The organism is Sulfuricurvum sp. MLSB (assembly GCF_000747095.1).
GTDB lineage: Bacteria > Campylobacterota > Campylobacteria > Campylobacterales > Sulfurimonadaceae > Sulfuricurvum.
The window spans coordinates 38,412-61,378 of the sequence record NZ_JQGL01000144.1 but is presented as its reverse complement, the minus strand read 5'-3'; the positions used below and the strand labels follow the sequence as shown (position 1 = coordinate 61,378).

The 22,967-nt window shown below is 48.9% G+C and carries 25 protein-coding genes and 1 pseudogene; 16 read left to right on the top strand and 10 right to left on the bottom strand.

The annotated features are described in order from the left end of the window. Positions 1–13 precede the first annotated feature (13 nt). Positions 14–670: pseudogene (locus tag JU82_RS11005) on the top strand (HD domain-containing phosphohydrolase); the annotation flags it as partial. A 13-nt stretch (positions 671–683) separates the two neighbouring features. After that, complete coding sequence (gene mscL, locus JU82_RS11000; RefSeq protein WP_037950648.1) at positions 684–1,121, top strand: large conductance mechanosensitive channel protein MscL; 438 nt, start codon at positions 684–686, stop codon at positions 1,119–1,121. Here the strand turns inward: mscL and JU82_RS10995 are convergent, their stop codons facing one another. From JU82_RS10995 to JU82_RS10975, 5 genes are read right to left on the bottom strand one after another with little or no spacing between them, the layout of a single operon-like run. After that, complete coding sequence (locus JU82_RS10995) at positions 1,122–1,688, bottom strand: hypothetical protein (protein WP_037950646.1); 567 nt, start codon at positions 1,686–1,688, stop codon at positions 1,122–1,124. Positions 1,689–1,727: 39 nt separating this feature from the next. Further along, positions 1,728–2,939 carry an ABC transporter permease gene (locus JU82_RS10990; RefSeq protein WP_037950644.1) on the bottom strand — a complete coding sequence of 404 codons (1,212 nt, stop codon included), beginning with the start codon at positions 2,937–2,939 and terminating at the stop codon, positions 1,728–1,730. Beyond that, the gene (locus JU82_RS10985) at positions 2,936–3,631 is read right to left on the bottom strand and encodes an ABC transporter ATP-binding protein (RefSeq protein ID WP_037950642.1); all 696 of its coding nucleotides are present in this window, start codon (positions 3,629–3,631) and stop codon (positions 2,936–2,938) included. Before JU82_RS10985 ends, JU82_RS10990 begins: the two co-directional genes overlap by 4 nt. Next, a complete protein-coding gene (locus tag JU82_RS10980) occupies positions 3,631–4,851 on the bottom strand; it encodes an efflux RND transporter periplasmic adaptor subunit (RefSeq protein WP_037950640.1) in 1,221 nt (406 codons plus the stop codon). Before JU82_RS10980 ends, JU82_RS10985 begins: the two co-directional genes overlap by 1 nt. Then, on the bottom strand, positions 4,851–6,059 hold the full coding sequence (locus JU82_RS10975; protein ID WP_037950638.1) for a TolC family protein: 1,209 nt from the start codon (positions 6,057–6,059) through the stop codon (positions 4,851–4,853). The genes JU82_RS10980 and JU82_RS10975 overlap by 1 nt, the downstream gene beginning before the upstream one ends. A 128-nt stretch (positions 6,060–6,187) precedes the next feature. Between JU82_RS10975 and JU82_RS10970 the strand changes: the two genes are divergently transcribed. Further along, a complete protein-coding gene (locus tag JU82_RS10970) occupies positions 6,188–7,072 on the top strand; it encodes a sulfurtransferase (RefSeq protein WP_037950635.1) in 885 nt (294 codons plus the stop codon). 130 nt (positions 7,073–7,202) lie between these two features. Here JU82_RS10970 and JU82_RS10965 read toward each other — a convergent pair whose 3' ends face one another. Next, positions 7,203–7,442, bottom strand: coding sequence for a hypothetical protein (locus JU82_RS10965; protein ID WP_037950632.1), 240 nt, complete (start codon positions 7,440–7,442; stop codon positions 7,203–7,205). A 136-nt stretch (positions 7,443–7,578) separates the two neighbouring features. Between JU82_RS10965 and JU82_RS10960 the strand changes: the two genes are divergently transcribed. The 13 genes from JU82_RS10960 to JU82_RS10905 all read left to right on the top strand — a co-directional run bounded on the left by JU82_RS10960 (position 7,579) and on the right by JU82_RS10905 (position 18,607). After that, complete coding sequence (locus tag JU82_RS10960) at positions 7,579–7,920, top strand: DUF2325 domain-containing protein (protein ID WP_037950629.1); 342 nt, start codon at positions 7,579–7,581, stop codon at positions 7,918–7,920. Between the two features lie 72 nt (positions 7,921–7,992). Then, the gene (locus JU82_RS12140) at positions 7,993–8,148 is read left to right on the top strand and encodes a hemin uptake protein HemP (RefSeq protein ID WP_294892890.1); all 156 of its coding nucleotides are present in this window, start codon (positions 7,993–7,995) and stop codon (positions 8,146–8,148) included. 34 nt (positions 8,149–8,182) lie between these two features. Beyond that, on the top strand, positions 8,183–10,219 hold the full coding sequence (locus tag JU82_RS10955) for a TonB-dependent receptor (RefSeq protein WP_037950626.1): 2,037 nt from the start codon (positions 8,183–8,185) through the stop codon (positions 10,217–10,219). A 196-nt stretch (positions 10,220–10,415) separates the two neighbouring features. Next, positions 10,416–12,698 (top strand): TonB-dependent siderophore receptor, encoded by a 2,283-nt coding sequence (locus tag JU82_RS10950; RefSeq protein ID WP_294892887.1) that lies wholly within the window; start codon positions 10,416–10,418, stop codon positions 12,696–12,698. Positions 12,699–12,782: 84 nt separating this feature from the next. After that, positions 12,783–13,466, top strand: a complete 684-nt coding sequence (locus JU82_RS10945) for a Fe2+-dependent dioxygenase (RefSeq protein ID WP_037950624.1) — start codon at positions 12,783–12,785, stop codon at positions 13,464–13,466. Positions 13,467–13,485: 19 nt separating this feature from the next. After that, positions 13,486–13,908: a TonB-system energizer ExbB gene (gene exbB, locus JU82_RS10940; RefSeq protein WP_037950621.1), complete on the top strand. Its 423-nt coding sequence runs from the start codon at positions 13,486–13,488 to the stop codon at positions 13,906–13,908. Further along, the gene (locus tag JU82_RS10935) at positions 13,895–14,275 is read left to right on the top strand and encodes a biopolymer transporter ExbD (RefSeq protein WP_037950618.1); all 381 of its coding nucleotides are present in this window, start codon (positions 13,895–13,897) and stop codon (positions 14,273–14,275) included. Before exbB ends, JU82_RS10935 begins: the two co-directional genes overlap by 14 nt. Then, on the top strand, positions 14,272–14,973 hold the full coding sequence (locus tag JU82_RS12135) for an energy transducer TonB (RefSeq protein ID WP_294892885.1): 702 nt from the start codon (positions 14,272–14,274) through the stop codon (positions 14,971–14,973). Before JU82_RS10935 ends, JU82_RS12135 begins: the two co-directional genes overlap by 4 nt. A gap of 115 nt (positions 14,974–15,088) precedes the next feature. Then, entirely contained in the window at positions 15,089–15,286 is a 198-nt protein-coding gene (locus JU82_RS10925) for a hypothetical protein (RefSeq protein WP_037950617.1), read from the top strand. Between the two features lie 34 nt (positions 15,287–15,320). After that, the gene (locus JU82_RS10920; RefSeq protein ID WP_037950615.1) at positions 15,321–16,565 is read left to right on the top strand and encodes a M48 family metallopeptidase; all 1,245 of its coding nucleotides are present in this window, start codon (positions 15,321–15,323) and stop codon (positions 16,563–16,565) included. Further along, complete coding sequence (gene prmC / locus JU82_RS10915; RefSeq protein ID WP_037950609.1) at positions 16,550–17,383, top strand: peptide chain release factor N(5)-glutamine methyltransferase; 834 nt, start codon at positions 16,550–16,552, stop codon at positions 17,381–17,383. Before JU82_RS10920 ends, prmC begins: the two co-directional genes overlap by 16 nt. Further along, positions 17,376–17,858, top strand: a complete 483-nt coding sequence (locus JU82_RS10910; RefSeq protein WP_037950607.1) for a DUF4149 domain-containing protein — start codon at positions 17,376–17,378, stop codon at positions 17,856–17,858. Before prmC ends, JU82_RS10910 begins: the two co-directional genes overlap by 8 nt. Next, the gene (locus JU82_RS10905) at positions 17,855–18,607 is read left to right on the top strand and encodes an ABC transporter ATP-binding protein (RefSeq protein WP_037950604.1); all 753 of its coding nucleotides are present in this window, start codon (positions 17,855–17,857) and stop codon (positions 18,605–18,607) included. Before JU82_RS10910 ends, JU82_RS10905 begins: the two co-directional genes overlap by 4 nt. On the opposite strand, the gene JU82_RS10900 is transcribed toward JU82_RS10905, so the two are convergent. The 4 genes from JU82_RS10900 to JU82_RS10885 are packed head-to-tail and all read right to left on the bottom strand — an operon-like array spanning position 18,604 to position 22,929. Continuing rightward, positions 18,604–18,894, bottom strand: coding sequence for a J domain-containing protein (locus tag JU82_RS10900; RefSeq protein ID WP_037950602.1), 291 nt, complete (start codon positions 18,892–18,894; stop codon positions 18,604–18,606). The genes JU82_RS10905 and JU82_RS10900 overlap by 4 nt on opposite strands. Before the next feature lie 11 nt (positions 18,895–18,905). Then, positions 18,906–20,048 (bottom strand): cell division protein FtsZ, encoded by a 1,143-nt coding sequence (gene ftsZ, locus JU82_RS10895; RefSeq protein WP_037950600.1) that lies wholly within the window; start codon positions 20,046–20,048, stop codon positions 18,906–18,908. 18 nt (positions 20,049–20,066) lie between these two features. Next, a complete protein-coding gene (gene ftsA, locus JU82_RS10890; protein ID WP_294892883.1) occupies positions 20,067–21,461 on the bottom strand; it encodes a cell division protein FtsA in 1,395 nt (464 codons plus the stop codon). Between the two features lies 1 nt (position 21,462). Continuing rightward, positions 21,463–22,929 carry a peptidylprolyl isomerase gene (locus JU82_RS10885; RefSeq protein ID WP_037950595.1) on the bottom strand — a complete coding sequence of 489 codons (1,467 nt, stop codon included), beginning with the start codon at positions 22,927–22,929 and terminating at the stop codon, positions 21,463–21,465. Positions 22,930–22,967 lie beyond the last annotated feature (38 nt).

Genomic DNA, 22,967 nt, shown 5'->3' with positions numbered 1-22,967 from the left:
CTCGGGTATGGACAACGCTCTGAGCGAGATTACGGCATTGAACAAAGAGATTGAGGATACGCAGCGTGAAGTTGTCTTTACGATGGGATCGATCGGCGAGAGCCGTTCGAAAGAAACGGGAAACCATGTCAAACGGGTGGCCGAATACTCGAAATTGCTCGCGTTGTATCACGGATTGAGTGAAGAGGAAGCCGAAATGCTCAAGCAGGCATCGCCCATGCACGATATCGGCAAAGTCGCCATTCCCGATGCGATACTTAACAAGCCGGGACGTTTTGATGATGAGGAACGACGGATCATGGACACCCACGCAGAGTTGGGGTATGATATGTTGAAACATTCCCAACGGCCGCTGTTGCAGACGGCCGCTATCGTAGCGTATGAACATCATGAAAAATGGAACGGAAGCGGTTATCCACGGGGTCTGCAAGGAGAAAGTATCCATATTTACGGGCGTATTACCGCGCTTGCCGATGTCTTTGACGCGTTGGGAAGCGATCGGGTCTATAAAAAGGCGTGGGAGGATGAGAAAATTTTCACTCTTTTCAAGGAAGAGAGAGGGAAACATTTCGATCCGATGCTTGTCGATATCTTTTTCGAGCATCTTGATGAGTTTTTAAGGATTCGTGAACGTTTCAAAGACAGTGCGGAGAGTGACCCGCAATACTAAAGGAGAATTCCCCATGCTTCAAGAGTTTAAAAAATTCCTTATCACCGGAAATGTCGTGGATATGGCGGTCGGTTTTATCTTCGGGGCGGCATTTGCGACGGTCGTCAAATCTTTGGTTGCCAACATTATCATGCCGCCGATCGGGCTTTTGATGGGAGGCGTTGATTTTTCATCCCTATTTATCGCTCTTGACGGCAAAGAATACGCGTCATTGGCCGCTCTGGACGCGGCAGGGGCTCCGGCGATCAAACTGGGGGTCTTTATCAACGATACGATTTCGTTTCTTATTTTGGGCTGGGTAATGTTTATGATGGTAAAAGGGTACAACCGTTTGAAATCGGCAGAACCGGCTCCCGCGCCGGCAGAACCGACGACGAAAATATGCCCGGAATGTGCGATGGAAATTCCGTTTGCGGCAAAAACCTGCCCTTATTGTAAAACCGTGCAGTAATCAAACGCTCGTGTCGAGAATTTTGCCGCCGAGTGCGGTGATTTTCTCATCGATTTTAGCGAGCGCTTTCTCCAAAGTCTCATACGAGATGTCGGGCAGTTTTCCGCCCCACATCGCTTCTGCTTCGTTAAATCCGCGGATCACTCCTTCGCGCCCGGCTTTGAGACGTTCGAGATCGTCACCTCCGCCGTTGAGGACAAAATCGGCTATCCGTTCAGATGTTTGCGCTACTCCAAAAAATCCATCCTCGCCGACAAGTTCTTTGGCTTCTTCGGGGGTCATGTCGACGATCGGTTTTCCGGTGTAACCGATAGCGGCAAAATCGATCGTTTCGAGAATGTCGCGTATTTTCCCCATATCAAACGGAGCGCTTTGGGCTTCAAAATTATCAGACGAATTCGCTTCTATCATCAGACTGTATTCAACCAAATAGGCTTGAGAAAGAGTTTTTGCGGAGATTTCACCGCTTTTTATCTTCTCTTTGAACTCTTCGCTTTTTGTTTCGTTCAGAGTCAACCCTCGTTGGATGTAAGGATTGATAGGCGTATTAGCAGAGCCGATTTTCATAAATGCTCCTTTGTTTTGGTTAAGACTATATCGTCCGAATCATTCATGTCGTAAAGCGTCGATCGGATTGAGCCGTGCCGCTTTTCGGGCAGGAAAATAACCGAAGAGAATCCCGACAAGGGCCGAAAAGAAAAAGGCGACAATGACGATGAAGGTATTGAAAATCAGCGGAAGATCGAAAAAGAGGCTGATTCCGATCCCCACACCGATCCCCAGAACGACTCCGATGATCCCTCCAAGGGAGGAGAGGACGATTGCCTCCACGAGAAACTGCAGCAGCACTTCGCGCTCCAAAGCCCCGATCGCGAGGCGGATTCCTATCTCCCGAGTCCTCTCGGTGACGGAGACCAGCATGATGTTCATAATGCCGATGCCTCCGACCAAAAGGCTGATGGCAGCGACGGCTCCCAGCAAAATGGTGAGCATCTGCGTCGTGGAAGAGAGGGTTTGGACCATTTCACGCATGTCACGGATGCTGAAATCATCCTCTGCCCCGGCTTGGATCCGCCGCCGCTCCTGCATGAGTGCGGTGATCGACGTTTTGACATTTTCGATCGCGGAAGATGACTCTGCCGATACCATGATCCTCGATATGTCCTGATTGCCGCTGATACGGCGTTGAAACATTCGGATCGGAACGACGACGATGTCGTCTTGATCCATGCCGAACATCGCGGCCCCTTTGGATTCCAGCACCCCGATCACTTCGCACGAAAAATTTTCCAACCGTACGGATTCTCCTATCGGGTCTTGGTCGCCGAAAAGTTCGCGGCGTACCGTTTCACCGATGACGCAGACTGCTTTTCCCCCCTGAAGCTCGGCCTCTGAAAAGCTTCGGCCCGAAGCGAATACCCAGTCTTTGATCGTAAAATAGTCGTTATCGCTTCCCTCGATCGTTGTCGAATAGTTTTGATTGCCGTACACCGCCTGCATCGAATTGGATCCTACCGGCGCGGCTCCGCGAATGCGGTCGACTTCCCGTTTGAGTGCCTCAACGTCGCTGTGGCTGAAGCGTTTGGCCGTCAGGTCGCTGCTGGGAGGGCCGCGTCTTTCTTGTCCGGGGATGATGATCAGCATGTTGGTTCCCAGTTTCGAGATGCTGTTCGTGACATACGCCGTCGTCGCGTCGCCGAGCATGACCATCGCAATGACCGAGGCTACCCCGATGACGATTCCCAATGTGGTGAGAATCGAGCGCATGGCGCTGCGGCGGATTTCTCGCAGAGCGAGGATAAAGGCGTTCCAGATCATAACAGGGCTCCGTCGATGAGGCCGTCGCGAAAATGGATTGAGCGGGAGGCATATTGCGCCATATCGTGTTCGTGGGTGACCATAATGATTGTGATCCCTTTGTCGCGGTTAAACGAACGGAGCAGTTCCATCACTTCGATGCTTCTGGCGGTATCGAGGTTTCCCGTCGGTTCGTCGGCGAGGAGGACAAGGGGATCGGTGACGATGGCACGTGCGATTGCGACCCGCTGCTGCTGTCCTCCGGAGAGTTCTCCGGGAGTATGGTGCGCGACATGCTCCAGTCCGACGCTCCGGAGTGCATCCAGCGCTTTGACTCGGCGAACGTCGGCGGAAAAGCCGCGATACAGAAGGGGAAGCTCGACATTTTCGACCGCCGAGGTTTTTCCCAGCAGGTTGAATCCCTGAAAGATAAATCCGATGTAATTGCGCCGAAGCAGGGCGCGCTGATCGCGTGAAAGGGCGCCGACGTCGACTCCTTCGAAACGGTAGATCCCTTCAGAGGGGGTGTCCAGACAGCCGATGATGTTCATGGCCGTCGATTTTCCCGAGCCGCTCGGCCCCATGATGGCAACAAATTCTCCCGACCTGATATGCAGGTCGACTCCCCGCAATGCGTAGGCGGTCGCTTCCCCCTCGCCGTAGGACTTTACGACGTTTTTGAGTTCGATGACCGATTCGGGGCGGTTTTGCATTATTGTGCCTCTTTCGTGCCGATGATCACCCTGTCGCCTTTGACGAGCGATGTCTGGGTGACGGCGGTTGACGAGCCGTCGGTTCGGGAGACTTTGAGTGGTATTTTTACCGGTGTTCCTTCACGTAATACCCAGACGTGTCGGAGGGTGTTATCGGTCATCGTTTTCGCTTTTTTTACGCCGTTGTCTTTTTCCGAGGGAGGAGTAAAACGCAAAGCGGCATTGGGAATGCTCAGCTGATTGCCGTACATGCCGGTAACAATGCGTGCGGTAACCGTCATTCCCGGCCGGAGCAAAAGGTCTTTGTTCTCGACGGTTACAACGGCATCGTACGTGACGACACCGTTTACGATTTGTGAATTCAGGCGCAACTGGGTGATGGTGCCTGAAAAGGTACGGTTAGGGTAAGCATCGACGGAAAATTCTACCTTCTGGTTTTCTCTGACTTCCCCAATGTCGGCTTCGTCGACGCTGACGATTGCCTGCATGACGGTCAGGTCTTCGGCCATCGTAAACAGCACCGGAGTCTGCATCGACGCTACGACGGTTTGTCCCGGTTCGACTTTGCGCTCCAATACGATGCCGTCCACCGGGGAAACAACGGTTGCTTTGCGGATATTCTCTTCGTCGGTTTTCAGTTCGGCCGATGCCTGATCGGCCTGCGCTTTAGCGGCGGAAACCTGGGCCGCGCTTTTCTCCATTGACGTGCGGGCATTGTCCATTTCCTGACGCGAAGGGTAGTTGTCCTGTGTCGCTGCGGACATTTTTCGCACCCGTTCCCATTCGTTTTTGGCATTCAGATAAGATGCTTCGGCTTCGGCGATATTTGCCCGGTATCGGGCTAACGCGGCTCTGGAACCGGTCATGGCCGAGAGCAGTTTTGTCGTATCGAGCCGTGCCATGACCTGTCCTGTTTTGACCCGGTCGTTGTAGTCGACCAAAACGTCTTCAATCGTGCCGGAGACTTCGATTCCTACTTCGACGGTATTGGTGGGCTCGAGGTTCCCGGTTGCCGAAACGGTTGTCGTCAGTGTTTTGATGTCGACGGGTGCGGTGACGTACTCGATTTCGGATCGGCTGTTGTTCTGAGTCCATACCCAGACACCGGCCCCGAGGAGCAACAGAATAACCGCTAAAACGATGAGATATTTTTTCAGCGGACGTTTGGCAGCGGCATTGAGGCCAAGGGTATTTTCGATCGTATCGGTAGAAGGGTTCATCACAGGTCCTTGGAAGGTTTGAGAGAAAAATGGAGTTTGGCCAGTTCGATTTGTATGTTGATCTCATTGATCTTGAGATCGTATTCCTCAATGGTTTTGGAATTTTGGAGGGTTTGCAGGTCGTATCCGGTTTTTGTCCCCGCATCGACCCCCGAACGGATCGCTTTGATCAAATCCTCATAAAGCAAGAGGTTTTGGTTCGTGATGGCAATTGCTGAACGGTAGCTTTTGATTTTCTCTATCGATTGCGCGTATCCGGCTCTGATTTCACGTTGTTTGTCGGCTGCTGCCGCCGCTTCTTTGAGATAGGTCGCTTTTGCTTCCTGGATGGCGGCGGATGCGTTGTACGTCAGCGGAAGCGTAACGGATACGCCCGTACTGTAATAACGGCCGTCATAATCGCCTGCGCGGTTGATCGGATCGTAGTTTTGGTACCCTAATGCAGCGTTTAGAGCAACGGAGGGGAGGTAATCGGTCGTAGTGACATCGTACGAGTAACGCAGGGTTCGGGTGTTGGCATGCGTGTAGCGCAGATCGAACTGACCGTCCATATACGATTTTTCATCGATCAGCTCAAAGCGCGGCAGCTCAAACGATGCGGGATCCACATCGCTGATCTTGGCAATTTCGAAGCGTTGTTCGGCCATCGTGTATTCAAGCGAGACGAGATTTTTAAGTTCGGTACTCTTGTCCATCAACGCATTATTGAGTTCGGTGATGTCGGCTTTTCCCGCTTCAAAGAGTTGGCGTTTGATGAAAATTTCGATTTCGTAATTTTTGAGCTTTTGCAGGCTCTGCTCTTTTTGATAAAGCGTTTTTCGGTAACTCAGCAAGACGGTAAAAAGCTGTTCGTTGAGGTTGGCGATTTCTTTAAGCCTCGAGAGAGTTTCCCGCTCTTTTTTGGCATCGGCGTAAGCGATCTGATAGGTGATTCCGCCGGAGCGGAAAATATCCTGATTAATGGAGGCAGAGACGTTTTCGGTTGTACTGCGGTAATCTCCCTGCGCACTTTTGTCAAAACTGTAGCTGCCCTCCAGATTTAGCGGAGCGATCCAGTTGGTGCGAAGTTTTTCATGTTCGGCATCGTAGACCTCTTTTTGCAGACGCAAAATTGTCTGTTTTTCTTCGGAAAGCAAAGAGACGGAATCCTCCGCCCAACTGTTCAATGCCAGCAAAGATGCAAGGAAAATAAAGTACGCGTGTTTCATACTGTCATAATAGTCCGTTTTCGGTAACAGAAAAGTAAATTATGTGAATCGAAAATTAACAAAGGAAAAAAATTATCCTTTAAGTGAAAAGCTTCTACTATTGAGGAATTTTTTCCAAAGGAACAAAAATGAAAATAGTGTTTGCCTTGATGGCCGCTGCGCTCTCACTGTTGGCGGTCGAGCCGTTAACGAACGCCAAATGGCTCGGTGCGCATCTGAATAATCCATCCGTACGTGTCGTTGAAGTCTCCGACGGGGACAGTTATACACTGGAACATATCCCCGGCGCTGCCCACACGAGTATCGGCGCATGGCGTTTTGATAACGGAACGTTTCTTTCCATACGTCCTGTAAGCGAGATCGAAAAAGAAATTCGCCGTCTGGGCATCGACAGCTCTACGGAAGTCGTTTTGTACGCTCCGATCAACGAACCGAAAGATTTGCTCAAAACGAGCTACATCTACTGGGCCTTAAACTATCACGGTATTAAAAATGTCGGAATCCTCGACGGTGGGATCAAAGCATGGAAAAATGCTCAGTTGCCGCTGACCTCCGAGGAGAGCAAGATCGCCCCTACGGCTTTCAAGGCCAATCCCGATGCATCCAAAATCGCCGATATCGGCTATGTAAAGAGTAAACTCGGAAAGCTTCCGATGATCGATGCCCGTCCAAGCGATATGTATCTGGGGATCACTCCGACCCCGACGGTAAAACGCAACGGCCACATCAAAGGCGGTATGAGTTATTCATGGAACTATTCGGTAGACAAAGACTACCTTCTCAAACCCAAAGCGACGCTTGAATCGGTGTTCAAAGAGGGGTACAAGCTCGATAAGAACAAGGAGGTGCTTGTCTATTGTACCGGGGGACTTGAGACGTCGTATAACTATTTCGTCCTCAGCGGCGTATTGGGGTATAAAAACGTCCGATTGTACGATGCTTCGATGAAAGAGTGGGGTAACCGCGAAGAGACCCCGATGACGCAGTACCGTTACGAGATGTTTTCGAAATAAACAGAACTTCCGACTCCAAAATAAAGATAAAACTTATCTATCCGATAAGTTTTATCGTGTATAATTCCGCCAGTGCTCACTCCTTCTTTTTTTTCACACTTCAAAGAGTCTGTGGGCACATTCCTTTCTTCTACATCTTTTCCGGACTGCACAGATACTTTTTTTCTTTTGCCGCGCGGGCGCATTTCGTACAAATAAATTTCGGCTTTTTAGTGATTTTGATAATTTTTTTGAGATGGGCGGTGAGCTCGTTTTTGTTGAGCTTGCAGAGTTCTTTCATAATTGTCTCCTCATTCCCGAAAGAGGGAGCAAATCCGTGCAGATAGCCGCATTCGCGTTCCGCTTCAACTTTGAAGATAGCGTTAAACAAACGAATAGTGCAATCATCATAACGAAAAAATCAAAAATTATAAAGCATACTTTACGATACTGTTTATCAATATCATAAATATTTAAGGATATGAAGTGTAGTATTTTGATATAAATTATCAATAAAGGAACATTGTATGTCGGTTCTTATCATAGGCGGCGATAAAATCACGCGGCTTCAAGCATTGTTAGTGACACTGGGAGCAACTAAAACGCATCATTGGGACAGTCGTCGAAATTCTACATCCCATAAACAGCTTCCTCAAAATACGGACATGGTTGTTATGCTGACCGATTTTTTGAAACATAATTCAATGAACCATTTCAAACGGGAAGCCAAAAAATGCGACATTCCGTTCTTGTGCGTCAAAGGGCTCAGCGGATGCAGCGAATGCCAGATCCGGCAGATGGTCGAAGGTATTATCCGTAGCAACAGCTACCAAAGCAGTCATCAGGAGATATCTAATGCAAACAAATGAACCCAAAACTGTTTCTCCCAAGACCTTTATTCATCGCCTTCTAAGTAAAGGTTGCCCATGTTAGGAGATTCAATGGTTGCTGAAAGCTCATCCTCAACAGAGTATAATAACATCGTTATTGAGTCCAAAGAGCTGTTCAAAGACAGCATCTCGATCAAAATTGTCCACGGTAATGATGTCTATGTATTACGAATTACCAAGGGTAATAAACTGATCCTCACCAAATAGACGGCACGGCAAGTGCCGTGTCCAAGGAATCTTATTGCTACGTCCCCTTATCCTTTACACCTGTACTTTTTCACTTATTTGCGCACAGGAAATACTTCAGCTCGATAAAATCGAAGTCGAAGATCACTACAGCGTCATTGAAGAACGCAAAGAGAACTCGATTGCAAAGCGAATTATCAAAGGCGAAGAACTGACCCAGTACGGCGATATGAATGCGCTTGAGGTATTGAAGCGTACGCCCGGCGTAACGATCCCGGAGGGGAAAGGCAAAAAAGGTTCTCCCGGCAAAGGGTACACGAAAGTCCTCGTAGACGGAGAAGAAGTATCGGCTACTTCGAAGCGGCGGGGCAGCCCGCTTGAACAGATATCTCCCGATATGATTGAGAGGATCGAGGTGATGACCAACGGTTCGGCCGAATACACGGCCGAAGCGATGGGGGGGATCGTTAATATCGTACTAAAAAAGCCTGCATCCGAGGGGAAAACGATCGCAAAAGTGACCGGAGGCATCTACAATGAACAGCCGATGGCTTCGGTATTCGCTCAACGGGAGGGGAAAAACGGTGATCTTTCGTATCTGTTCAACGCTACCTATGCCGATAACACTCACAAAGACGATTCGTCTACGCATATTGACGAACCTCCATCGGTTTCGGAGAAAATAACCGACGAAGAGGGACGTTTCCGTGCGCTGAGCCTGAACACCAAGCTGATCTACGCTCCGAACGCGAAAACAAAATACGGGTTTGATGCGTCGTTAGGATTAAACGATGCTAAAAGCTCCTCCGACGAGCGCATTTATACGAACGGAATCCTCGGCAATGTTATCCACAATCGTGATGAGAGCGATGGGGTTATGCTTTGGACGAAACTTTCGGGTCAGCACCATATCTCGGGGACGGAGCTTGCGGAGTGGAAGCTCAAATATCACCAAAACGATTCGGACGGCGAGAACCGTTCCGGCACCCAGCTTCAATACGATGAGAGTCTGTTTCGCGTTATGGGAGCGGAAGGGAGTTATTCGCGTGCGCAGGGTGAGCATTTCATCAAAACAGGCGCGGAACTCAAACGTCTTACCCAACAAGAGGATATCCGCATCCTGAACAGCGGCATCGAAACCTCGAATGAGCATCAGCGTCTGCGGCAGGACAAAAGTTCGCTGTACGGACAAGACGAGATCAGTGTCGGAGAGAATACGATTTTAACTCCGGGAATCCGATACGAATACGTGTCCCGAGATTTCGGCGCATCGTCCCATCTGGATTATTTTGCCCCATCCATGCATTTGCTTTATCGGCTGACGTCGAATGACAATATTCGTGCCAGCATTGCCAAAACGGTCAAATTGCCGCGTTTGGATGAACTCTCCGACACTGTTGACAGTTCGTTGGAACTCAATGATTTGAATCATCCCGATGTTGGCGGAAACACCAACCTCAAAGAAGAAAAAGCGCTCAGTTACGAAGTGCGTTATGAACATTTCTTCGAGGACAAGGGGATCGTCAGCATCGGCGGATTTTACCGTGTTATTGATGATAAGATTGAAAAACTGACCACGCTGGAAGGCGGACGTTATGTCGAACGTCCTTATAATGCGGGAGAAGCAAAATTGTGGAGTATTGAACTCGAACTGAAAAAATCGTTGAGCGGCTTTGTGAACGGATTGGGAGTTTTCGGGAACGCGACGTTTCAAAATTCCTCCCTTACTCTGAATGATTCCAAGCGTCCGATCAAAGCGACGAACGATTATCTCTACAACGTCGGTATCGACCATACTTTGAGCGTTTACCGGCTCACGTACGGAGCGGCATACCGTTACGTCGGGGGGTATGACGATCCGATGGACGAGAACGGCATAGCCGAATCGCAAAAAGGGTACGGAACCTTGGATCTGTATGCAACCAAGCGGCTTGATTCGACGTTCAAAACCGGAGTGAACCTCAAAAATCTGACCGGAACAACGATTGAAACGACGACGAAACGGTATGCTTCGGGCTCGCTTGTGGAAACCCAAACGGATCGTGTCAACTCTGAACCGCACATTCTCATCACACTCGAAGGGCGCTGGTAATCGCCCTTATCTATAATAAAACTGAAAAACAGCATCTAATATAAATAATATCGCTTATTAATATTGACAAAAAGAGGGTGTTTTGCTATATTTCTGAAAATGAAAGTAATTATTAATATTCTTTCTAAGCTTTAATTTTAGCCAGCCACCGCACATAAGCCAGTAGCCAGCCACTTCCTAAACTTAAGGAGTGCCAATGGCCTACCATAATCGTTTTTTTACTTCTCGTACTCTTCCGATCGGGGCAATGCTTCTAAGCATGAGTGCGAGTTCATTGTTGGCAGATTCTGCCGATTCCAACGCAACGATCAAATCGATCGATATCCAAGAGACCGTCGAGATTGAATTGCCGCGTTATCAGCCGGGAATTTCTAAAACGGCCAAAACAGGGCAGCTTGCACATGACGTGCCGCAGGCGATTACCGTAGTGACCAAAGAACTGCTGCACGACAAATCCGAATTTACCCTCAAAGAGGCGCTGAGTAATGTTTCGGGGCTAACATTTAATGCTGCCGAAGGAGGTCGTATCGGCGACAACATGAATCTTCGCGGGTTTTATACTTTTGGGGATTTGTATCTTGACGGTATCCGTGACGTAGCCCAGTACAACCGGGACACGTTTAACCTTGAATCGGTCGATGTTCTGCGCGGCGGAGCAGCGATGCTATTCGGTCGCGGTCAAGCCGGCGGTGTTATCAATCAGGTGAGCAAAGATGCGGAAGCAGAAAATTTCGCAAAGCTTTCCATTACTGTCGGCACTGAAGAATACAAACGCGCTTCTACCGATATCAATGCAATGTTAAATGACACAACGGCATTTCGCATCAATGCGATGGGAATGGATTCGGGCAGTACCCGTAACGATGTTTATAATGAAACCGTCGGTATTGCTCCGACGATTACGTTTGGGTTAAACACCGATAATGAGTTTAGCCTGTCGCATTATTATTTGAAAACACATATCACTCCCGACTACGGTGTTCCGTTCGACAGTGCGACGAAAAGACCGGCCGATGTAGGAAATGAAGTATTCTACGGATTTACGGATGATTATGAAGACAACCGTGTCAACATCACAACCGCGAGTTACACCCACAAATTTTCCAAAGACACGCAGCTGCGCTCCGTTGTCCGACACGCCGATTATCTGCGTGATAACTGGGCAATAGCGCCAGGCGGCTATGATGCTGCCACAGGTTCGGTCAATCGAAGTTCCAAAGGCAACGGAGCGAAAGAGAAAACCGATACGTGGCAAAACGATCTTACGACGAAATTTGAAGCATTCGGATTAGAGCATGAAGCATTGGTCGGGACTGAGTTTTTGCGTGAAGAGCAAACCCGCTGGGGACATGACGGATTAGCATCGTATTATCCGAATATTACGGATGCAAACGGACCGGCGAACGGATTACCGGACGCTGCTACCGGAAGGCATGTCGCAAGTAACGGGATTATCTATTCACGTACGAGTTCAACAGGGGCATGGACGGCTCAATTGCCGAATTCATTGGAATCGGGTTCAACGCTTCCGGAAGCGTATAAAGCGATATACGGGAACAAAGAACGCAACATCAGCGGCGGCTACAAAGGGCGTACCTTGGCGGTCTATGCACAAGATATCGTCGAAGTGGCACCAAACTGGAAAGTGATGGCAGGTTTCCGCAAAGACTGGCTGAATATGGATTACTACAGCGGAGCGGATATGGTTCAAAACGGAGAACTCCGTTTTAACGAGATGAGCTATCGTGCCGGATTGTCGTATCAGCCAAGTAAGCAGCAACATTATTACCTCGCGTGGAATAATTCGTTCAATACGACGGGAGATTTGTACTCTTTTTCAAATAAATACGATCCTGAACGAAGCGAAACGTATGAACTCGGTGCCAAATTTGAACTTTTTGACGGTGACCTCTCGCTGCGTACAGCCCTTTATCGTACGATCAAAGAGTGGGAACGCAACACTGACGTCATGAGTGCTTCCAGCAATCCCATCCTCTCAAAAGAGCGTCATACCGATGGAATTGAGCTGGAAGCGGCAGGACGGATCACCGATAATTGGGATGTATTCGCGGGTGTGGCACTCATGGATCCGGAAGTCGATGAAGTCGCTCCGGGCAAAGATGATATGTACATCGGTCAAAAACCGCCGAATTCGACGGATTATACTTTCAATCTGTGGACAACTTATAAACTTGGCGGCGGCTGGAAAATCGGCGGAGGATTGGAAGGCAAGGGTGATCGGGCCGTTTACAGTTATGCAAACGAAAGTCCGACCAACGTCTTTAATCCTAATACCGCACCGAGTTACATCCGTTACGATGCGATGATTGCATATGCTCTAAAAAACTATTCGGTCCAGTTAAACGTGAAAAACCTTTTGGATACCACGTATTATGAATCAGCGTACATCAACGGCGGATTTGTGATCCCCGGAACCGGGCGAACCGTTCAGATGACATTGGATTATAAATTCTTTTAAAAATCACGGCTCCCTTTTTGGGGAGTTTTGATCTTGGAGCATTGTCGATGTTTCAAGATCAAAACTTAGGCAAAGGAAACAACAATGTTACTCCATATACCCAATGTCCTCACCTCGGAGCAGGTTGCACAGTGCCGTGTGATACTGGCTTCCTCTGCGTGGGTGGACGGCAATGTTACCAGCGGCACGCAGGCGGCAAAGGCAAAAAACAATCTCCAGCTCCCTGAAGATTCCGATGCGGCGATTGCCCTTCAAAAGATTATTTTGGATGCTTTAAGCAATAACGCATTGTTTTTCACTGCGGCATTGCCGAAAAAGATTTTTCCTCCGTTGTTTAACTGTTACACGGGCGAATTTAACACGTTCGGCAACCATGTTGATAACGCCATCCGTACAATGCGAGGCGGCGGAAAGCGGGTGAGGAGTGATTTGTCCTTTACCCTCTTTTTTTCCGATCCTGACGAATATGACGGAGGCGAACTGGTTATCGAGGACACATTTGGTTCACAAATCGTCAAACTTCCGGCAGGAGATATGGTGCTTTATCCGTCCTCTAGCGTCCATCGGGTTGAACCCGTCACGCGCGGAGCACGTATTTCGTGCTTTACCTGGCTGGAGAGCATGATTCGAGAGACCGACCGACGAAGGCTGCTGTTTGATCTGGATATGTCGATCATGGCATTTCGCGAGCGATTGGGAGATGATGAGGATACGGTCAAACTGACGAGCATCTATCACAATCTCCTTCGGACATGGGCCGATACGTAAATCAAGAAAGGAAAATACAATGGAAGAATTGAAGGCGGTAGTCGATTACTCGACTTTGGGAATTTTGGGGATCATGAGTGTTGTCGCATTTGCGTATGGAATCGAGCGTTTTTTTTATTACCGTTCGGTGGACATAGAGCGTTTTGAGACTAAAAATCGTGCAGAAGCCGAATTGTCTAATCATCTGACAGCTATCTCGATCATTGGTTCAAATGCTCCGTATGTGGGACTTCTCGGAACGGTCGCGGGGATCATGGTCGTGTTTTACGAAATCGGCCAAAGCGGTGGCATGGAGCCGTCTCAAGTCGTTATCGGACTTTCGCTGGCTCTCAAGGCAACGGCCTTGGGGCTATTGGTCGCCATTCCGTCAATGATGATTTACAGTGCGTGTCTACGTAAGATGGATTTATTGATGGGAGCGTGGGAAGATGCGCGCGCTTAAGCGGGTAGAGGGGATCAATGTCGTTCCTTTGATCGATGTCGTTCTTGTGTTGTTGGCCATTATCCTGACCATTTCGACGTTTGTCGCTTCGGGGGCGATCAAACTCGATCTGCCCAAAGCATCAAGTGCGATACAGCAGCCGCAGAAAATCGAGATCGCAATCAATGAGAACGGTTCGATGTTCTGGAACGGGGCCGAAGTATCGCAGGATGAAATGGTATCCCGAATCGCCGTACTCGGCAGCGATGCGAGTGTAAGCGTATTGGGGGATCAAAAAGCGTTTTTCAATGATTTTATTTTTATTCTCGATCAACTTAAACTCCAAAAGATCGAGAAAATTTCCATTGTTACCAAGAGAAAACCATGAAGTTGAAACACTCTTTTCTGATATCGGTGCTGTTTCATGCAGGTCTGATGACGGCGGCTTTTGCCCTGATGATTCTGCCTGATGAGGAAAAGGAAGATGAAGTTGTCTTGGAACTCTCGCTCAATACTTTATCAGAGATACAGACGTCTGAACGACCGACAGAACGCTCATTGAACGTAACTGCTCTTAAACAGACCGTTAAGCAGTCCTCAGGCGAACCTGTGGCACGGAATATTCATGAACCGGCCCCCGTATCCGTCCCGCACAAATCTGCACCGGGCATCGATAATGTCCCTGTGCAGACTGTTCAGCCCGTTGTTGCCGTGCAGGCCGATCAACCGTTTCCGCTTCAACAACCCGTTGTTCCCAAGCCTCAACCGCCGGCCCCAAAGTCTGTTAACGTTGAAGAGCAATATATGGAAGATCATCTGGGAACCATCCGCGATATTCTCGTCAAAAACCGAAAGTACCCAAACAATGCGGTACGTCTCCGTCAGGAAGGGAACGTAAAAGTCTCGTTTCGTCTCAAGCACAACGGAGAAGTCGAAGACATTGTGATAGCGGGAAGCTCCGGGTATGAGATTCTCGATGAAGATGCGGTAGCGCTGATCCGCAAGACAGCGCTCTATTTTCCTAAACCTCCCAAATCGGTTCGAATCACCGTGCCGCTGAGCTATACTTTGAAAATGCGGACATAGTGACGATAAAAATAACCAATAAAAAAACTTAAATCGTCATTTTAGGAGCGGTTTGTTAACTGATTGTAGGGTAAGATGGTTACTATATCTGTTATGTGCAACAAGGAGGCGTTTTATGAAAGATAATGAACCTACCCTCAACTCAATTGAGGACTACAATACCCTCAAAGGTGAGAAAAAACGGATTGTTTGGATGGTCATTGTGATCGGATTGATGATCGGAGTTGTTTTAGTCGGTGCGAAATACTATTACGGCGATGTAAACGATACGATAAGCGTAGAGGAAAGTATCGGAAAAGTACCGGTGAAATAATGGTAGAATTGCTTTTTTTGAAACAAGGAAGTTTATGATTTCGACCGTTATCGGTATCTATACGTTTTACATAGTGGTTCGGCTTTACGTCAGCGTAATGCAGATCGGTTACATCAATCAGATGAAACGCAAAGCAGCTGTGCTGATGGGAGAAAAGGAATACCGTGACGCGGCGGCGTATGCGGTAGCCAAAGAGAAGCTTTCAATGCTCGAAGGCTTTATCGAATATGGGCTTTTTCTGGCCTGGATCGGCGGGATGGTCGCGTGGCTGGACGGTGCTATGATGAGCCAGAACGAAACGTTCCACACTATCGGTGCCGTGATGGGGCTTATTTTGATCAACGGACTCGTAATGCTTCCGTTGGGATGGTATGCAAAATTCAAAATTGACGCGCGTTTCGGATTTAACCGTTCCAGCGGGAGACAATTTATCAAGGATACACTGATAAGTACCTTGTTGACGATTATTTTCGGATCGCTTGTCGTCTGGGGTGTCGCATCGATCATTGGTTCGAGCGAGCACTGGTGGGTGTGGAGTTTTGCCTTTATTATGACGGTCGTCATCGCGATCAATATGTTTTTCCCGACGATACGGGCGCTCTTTTTTGACAAGGTAACGCCGTTGGAAGATCCCGAACTCAAAAACAGCATCGAAGAGCTGATGGCCAAAACCGGATTTGTCAGCAGCGGCGTATTTATCAGCGATGCCAGCAAACGCGACGCACGGCTCAATGCCTATTTCGGCGGTTTGGGAAAATCCAAGCGGGTCATCCTTTTCGATACCCTCATCCAAAAACTCTCAAAATCCGAATTGATTGCCGTTTTGGGGCATGAATTGGGACATTTCGCGCACGGCGATCTGTACAAAAACATTGCGATGGTCGGCATGATGCTGTTTGGGATGTTTGCGCTGTTCGGCAACGTGCCTGAATCTCTCTATCTGGAAATGGGAGTCGCCCACAGCCCGCATATTGTGATGATGCTCTTTATACTGCTGTTGCCGGTTGTGAGCTTTTTCATCATGCCGCTATTTGGTCTGATGAGCCGTCACAACGAATACGAGGCGGATCGCAGCGGTGCGGAACTCGGCGGTGCCGAACATCTGGTCAACGCTCTGAAAAAGCTCGTCAGTGAAAATAAAAGTTTTCCGCTGTCGCATCCTCTATACCGCTTTTTCCATACGACCCATCCTCCCGTTATCGAGCGGCTTAGAGCGCTGGGTGCGGATATCCGCGTCGAGACAAGCGAAGGGTACAGCGATCCATGTCCAAACGACTGAAAGAGCTTCACGAGGAGATCACCGAAGCGCTGTGCGGTGTCGTTGAAGCCCCCCGCCGGGAGGCGGAGTTGCTGTTGATGGCCTATCTGTGCAAAGATCAGCTCTATTTCATTACCCATCAAGATGATCTGATCGACGAAACCGACCCGAAGCTGTGCGAATGGATCGACAAACGTTCGCGTAACGTACCCCTTGAATATCTGAGCAACCGTGTCAGTTTTTACTCTCGGGAGTTTTACGTTGATGAAGGGGCTTTAATCCCCCGTCCCGAAACGGAACATTTGGTTGACGAAGTGCTGAAACGCGTTGATCCCGAAAGTGAAATGACTGTCGTCGAAGTAGGGGTAGGGAGCGGAATTATCTCCATTCTTCTGGCGCTGCATCTGCCCAAAGCCCGTTTTATCGCCGTCGATATTTCCCCACGTGCGCTAGTGGTCGCACGGAGAAACATCGACTCTTTCGGTCTGAACGGGAGGATTGAACTGCGCGAAGGCAATTTGCTTTCCTGTGTGGACGAACCGATCGATCTGCTTGTCTCCAATCCCCCTTATATCGCCCATGACGTGCCGCTTGAAAGCAATTTGTCGTATGAGCCGCAAAACGCGCTGTTCGGCGGTGAAATCGGGGATGAAATCATCCGGGCATTGCTCGATGAGGTATTTGAGCGCCGTATTCCGATTTTTACTTGCGAAATGGGGTATGACCAACGGCTTAAAGTGCAGGAATATCTCAAATCTTTTGCGGTACAATCATTGGAATTTTATACCGATCTGGCCGGATTCGACCGGGGATTTACGCTAAAGGCGATTCATGAATAAAAAAGCTGTTATAGATGTTACCTATTTGCTGCTGGTCGGTATGACCGCCGGTGCCGTAGCCGTATTGGGAATTTTCGTCGCCGCTGTCGTTTTTCACTCCGAACTTTTTTTGAGCGTACCGCTTTTGTCGCGTTATGAAGAAGGAAAAATCATGGGTGAGATTTTCCGCCGCTTTAGCTATTGGGGCTACATCATGGCGGCGCTCATCACTGTCTACGAACTCTCCCGCTACAAAGTGATGCAAATTGACAAAATCGCGATCCTGAGCGCGCTCGGATCGGTCGGGACGCTTCTGCTCTTTAGTGCCGTTTATACGCCAAAAATCCTCGAATATCAGCAAATGGGCGAAGAAGCGACGATGGAAAATAATTTCGAAGCGCTTCACAAGGCAAGCGAACTCGATTTTAAAATTCTTCTGTTGATGCTTTTGGTTCTTTTCTCACGCCGGGCTTATCTGATGGCGGTGAAGCGATGATCCGTTTCGAGAACGTGACAAAAAGCTTCGGCAAACGCCAAATCCTGCGCGGGGTCAACCTTGAGATCGAGAAGGGCAAAACGACCGTTATCTTCGGCGTCTCCGGGGGCGGTAAATCGACGATTATCAAGCATATTGTCGGTCTTCTTAAGCCGGATGGCGGAATGATTACCGTCGGCGGTATCCGGGTGGATAACGCCGATGAGACGACTTTGCGTGCCGTTCGGACGAAGGTCGGATTCCTGTTTCAAAACGGCGCGTTATTCGACAGCATGAACATCCGCGACAACGTGGCGTTTCCGATGATCGAACACCAAAAACTCACCCCGAAAGAGCTTGAGTATAAAATCGATGAAAAAATATCGATGGTAGGGCTCAAACCCGAAATCGTCAAATCGCTCTATCCCGAAGAACTGAGCGGAGGGATGCGCAAACGGGTCGGGCTGGCGCGTACGCTCGCGCTCGAACCCGAAGTGATTTTGTACGACGAGCCGACATCGGGGCTTGATCCTGTAACCAGCGATTTCATCACGCAGATGATTTGCCGCTTGCGCGACGAAATCAATATGACCTCCATTCTGATCAGTCACGATGTCAATGAGAGTTTTAAAGCAGGAGACCGTTATGCGATGCTGTTTGATGGCGTAATCGTCGAATCGGGAGACAAAGAGACGTTTAAAAATTCAACGAACGAGGTTGTTCAGCAGTTTATCCACGCCCGCTCCGAGGGACCTATCGCATTTCATTAACGTCCGCCGAATTTCTTCGTCCACCACTCCTGCGGGGTGAGGGTCTGCTCTTTTAAAAAGTTTTCATCAAAGTTGTATTCGTATTTTTCGCAATACTCTATGAGCGTCGCATAGGCTTCGTTGATCTGGGTACTCATGGCATGGGCGCCGTCGGGATCATCGGGATGTTTATCGGGATGCCATTGGTGCATCATGGTTTTGTAGCGGGTTTTTATTTCAGAGAGGGTAGCTTTATCATGAAGGCCAAGGAGCGTTTTGGCCTTCATGAGTTTGTCAAAAGAGAGCATGGAAAGAGTGTTTAGTCTCTTTGCTGACGCATAAACGTCGGAACGTCAAGGAAGTCTTCGCTGTAATCGCCGTTGGCAACCATGGCAGGGCGGGCGACTACACGCGGTTTGGCAACAGCGGCGGTAGCGGCAACCGCTTCTTTGTTTTCAAATTCGCAGTTGTTGATTCCGGCAGAAGCTTTTTTCTCGAATCCGGTCGCTACCAGAGTGATGCGAATGTAATCTTGCGGCAGATTGGCATCGGTCGTCGTACCGAAGATAACGTCTGCACCGTCATCGACGCTGTTATGGACGACATCCATCGCTGCAGAGAGTTCCATAAACGGAAACTCAGGGTGCATGCTGAAGTGAACCAATACTCCCAGCGCACCGTTGATTGACATATTGTCGAGCAGCGGAGATTCGATGGCGTTTTTGATTGCTTCGTAGGCCGCATTGTCCCCTTTGTATTCGCCTACGCCCATAAGCGCGAGTCCGCGGTGGCTCATGACGGTCTGAAGGTCGGCAAAGTCAAGGTTGATATCGTTGTCACCGCTGGAGAGGATGACGCCCGATGTACCGCTTACGGCACGGGCAAGAACGCTGTCAACGATTTTAAAGCTCTCTTTGATCCCGAGTTTCGGATCGATGATCGAGAGAAGCTTATCGTTAGGGATGACGACGATCGAATCGGATTCTTTTTTAAGCTCTTCGAGGCCTTCGTCCGCCAGTTTAAGACGTTTTTTTCCTTCGAATGAGAACGGTTTGGTCACGACCGCGATTGTCAAAGCACCTACTTCTTTGGCAATTTTTGCAATGATCGGAGCCGCACCTGTTCCGGTACCGCCGCCGAGGCCTGCGGCAACGAAAACGATATCGGCGCCTTCGAGCACGCGAGCGATGTCTTCATAGCTTTCGAGCGCCGATTCTTTGCCGACTTCGGGTTTCATTCCCGCACCCAGACCTTTGGTCAATTTGGCACCGAGCTGGATTTTACTTGCCGCGCTTCCCTGCTCCAACACCTGTGCATCGGTATTGGCCATGATCAGCTCAATGCCCGGGATTTGCTCTTTGAGCATGAAGCCGATCATATTGCCGCCGCCGCCGCCGACACCGACCGCTACGATACGGGCTCCTGTGAGAGTTGTTGATTCTTCAATTGAAAATGGTTCCATGCTTGCTCCTTGACGTGATTAAAAAAGTTGAGTTGCCCAATTCCAAAACTTGGCAATCGGGTTTGGTTGGTCGTTTTGGACCGGCTTATTGGATCCGATGTTAACCATTTTTGACACATCCGCCTTCTTCTCTTCCTTAGCCGGTTCAGGCTGCAAAGGAGGAGTGGCGGCAGGAAGGTCAAATTCCGGCACCTCTTCGTGGAATTGAATCTGCGGTTGAGTCGTAGGCTCTTCGCTTGCGTGACGCATCCGTTTGTTGACGTCGATTTCATATGGGGTATAGCCGTTGGCCATGTATTTGACCAGACCGACGGCACCCGAGTAGGAAGGATCTCTAAGGGTGTCGAATAATCCCCCCATATCGCTCGGTTTAGCTAGGCGTACGGGCATGTTGTCGAAAATAGCGACTGCCAGTTCGCGCAGACCTTCGATTTTCGTAAAACCGCCGGTGAGGACGACTCCGGCTCCCATTTGCTCTCTAAGGCCGCTTTTTTCTAGCGACTGGGCAATGATCATGAGCGTTTCTTCGACCCGTGCATAAATAACGTTATGCACCACTTCAAGCGAGACTTCGTGCGTCGCACTCTCGTCACCGATTACCGGAAGCTCGATCAGGTCGTTGCTCGGAGCGTACAAAGAACCGTAACTGATTTTGACGTTGTCGGCCGTTTGAAGAGGGGTATGCAACGCCATCGACAAATCGTTGGTGATGTGGTTTGAGCCGACTCCCAAAAAGTCGTTGTAACGGATCGCATGACCCGAATGAATGACGATGTTACTCGTATTCCCACCCATGTCGACAACGGCGGCACCGAGTTCTTTTTCATCCTGATTCAGTACGGCGATGGACGATGCGTAGCCGCTTAACACGACACTTTCGACTTCGACACCGGCAGCTTTGACCGCTTTGCGCAGATTGTTCAGGTTGCTTTTCTGGGTTGTGATGATGTGCGTTTCGACTTCAAGCCGTGCGGCATTCATCCCTAGCGGGTCTTCGATGAAATCTTGGTCGTCTACTTTGAAATTATACGGAAGAGCATGCAACACTTCGAATTCATTAGGGATGTTGGCGTTATACAATGAAGTATGCATAACACGGTTGATTTCTTTTAGGGTAATTTCTTTATTTGGGATATTGACGATACCGCTTGAATTAAGGCTTTTGGTATACGCTCCGGAAATCGATACAACGGCACTGCGCAGTTCGGTCCCCGCAACACGTTTGGCATCATTGAGAGCACTTTTGATCGACTTGCTGGCCAGCTCGATGTTTGTGATGCTTCCCTTTCGCAGCCCCTGTGCTTTTGCGATTCCGGCTCCGATGATTTGTGCGCTGTTGTCATCATCGATTTCTGCGATGATGGCACAAACTTTTGTCGAGCCGATATCGATGGCTAAAACGGTTCGTTTCAAATCAGATCCCTTCCACATAGATTTCAACCGGGTATTTGTTCTCAAGTACTTTAATCAGTCCTTGATCCAATACATCCCCTTTCAGTTTCGCAACGGCTGTCTCATCTGCAATTGTTTTTGTTTGAAGCAACTTTTGTTCCAAAACGTTATAGATTATAACATTTCCGCTCTCCAAAGTGATAAAACCTTGTTTTTGCTTGGAAGTGAAGAGTTTGGAGAGGAATTCAGACGCTTCCTGCTGCGTTAAACCCGGTAATGCAGAGCTGTCGGCGCGGGTAATAAAATCGGTAGTCATACCGCTGAACGAGCGGTAGCTGTTTTTGGCGAGTTCTTGAAGTTTCTCTTTTTTGAGTTCCGCCGTATAAAGAATGTTAGCCTGTGTTTTTGCCTCTTCGTATGTTTTGGTGCGTGCGGGAATGAACTTCTCAAGTTTGGCAATGACGTAGTCGTTGCCTGCTTTACGCGGCTTAAGGTACGGCTTTTGTTCCGTTAGTGCCATGATTTCTTTCGTCAATTTGGCATCGAAGGCGGAGGCCGAAGCGGTAACGGCCGTTTTTTCAGGGGTAACAGCTGGATTAAGCTGACCTTTTTTGTAATCGATATAAAGGCGCAGCGCTTCTTTCTCGGTCGCTTTGTCATTTAATGCTGCGATGATCATACTGCGTGCATCGGCAAGGGGAATGATTTTTCCCGCCGCGTCTTTGAATGTCAGGCGGTTCGCCTCGTAATACTCGCTGATTTGTTTTTCGTCGGGCGCAAGGGAAAGGGAAGCTTGACGGACGTATGCGATTTCATAAACAGGTTCGGTTTTAAACTCTTTTTTGCGTTTTTCCCAAAAGGCTTTGAGCCCTGCCTCGTTCTCGGTGAGATTGACCATTTCGGGGGTCAGCAATTTATAGCTGATTTTGTCCGACACGCCTAAAGCGCTGGTAAGCGTTTTCGTCTCATACGTTCTGCTGTTGGATGCGAGCATATAGAGGGTTTTTTGGATCAACAGTTCTTTGCGCAGTGACTCTTCGTATTCTTTTTTGGTCATACGGTTGTCCGAAAGAGCTTTTTCATACACGGCTTTGTCAAAGGAACCTTCGTTGAAAAACATCGGTTGCGATTGGATGACATCGGAAAGTTCTTTGTCGCTGACGACCATCCCGTAACTATCGGCAAGGTTGAGTACCAAGGCCTGATTGACAAGCTGCCGCAGAGCTTGGCGCTGAAGACCAAGCTGTTGAGCCATTTTTTCATCCATCTTTCCCTGAAATACCTGATTGTATTGGTTGAAAAGATTGCTGTAGCTTTTCTGAAGTTCTTCGGCGGTGATGGTTCTATCGCCGACTTTGGCAACCGCACCGGCTTTGTCTCCGTAGCTGTATTGCCCCCATCCGACGAACCCTGCACCGATAAAGGCAATCGTAGAAATCCAGATTGTTACGACCAGGTATTTGCGGTGGCGCTGCATCCATGTGATCATTAAAGAGTCCTGTTGTAGAATTCAGATATTTTATTGCG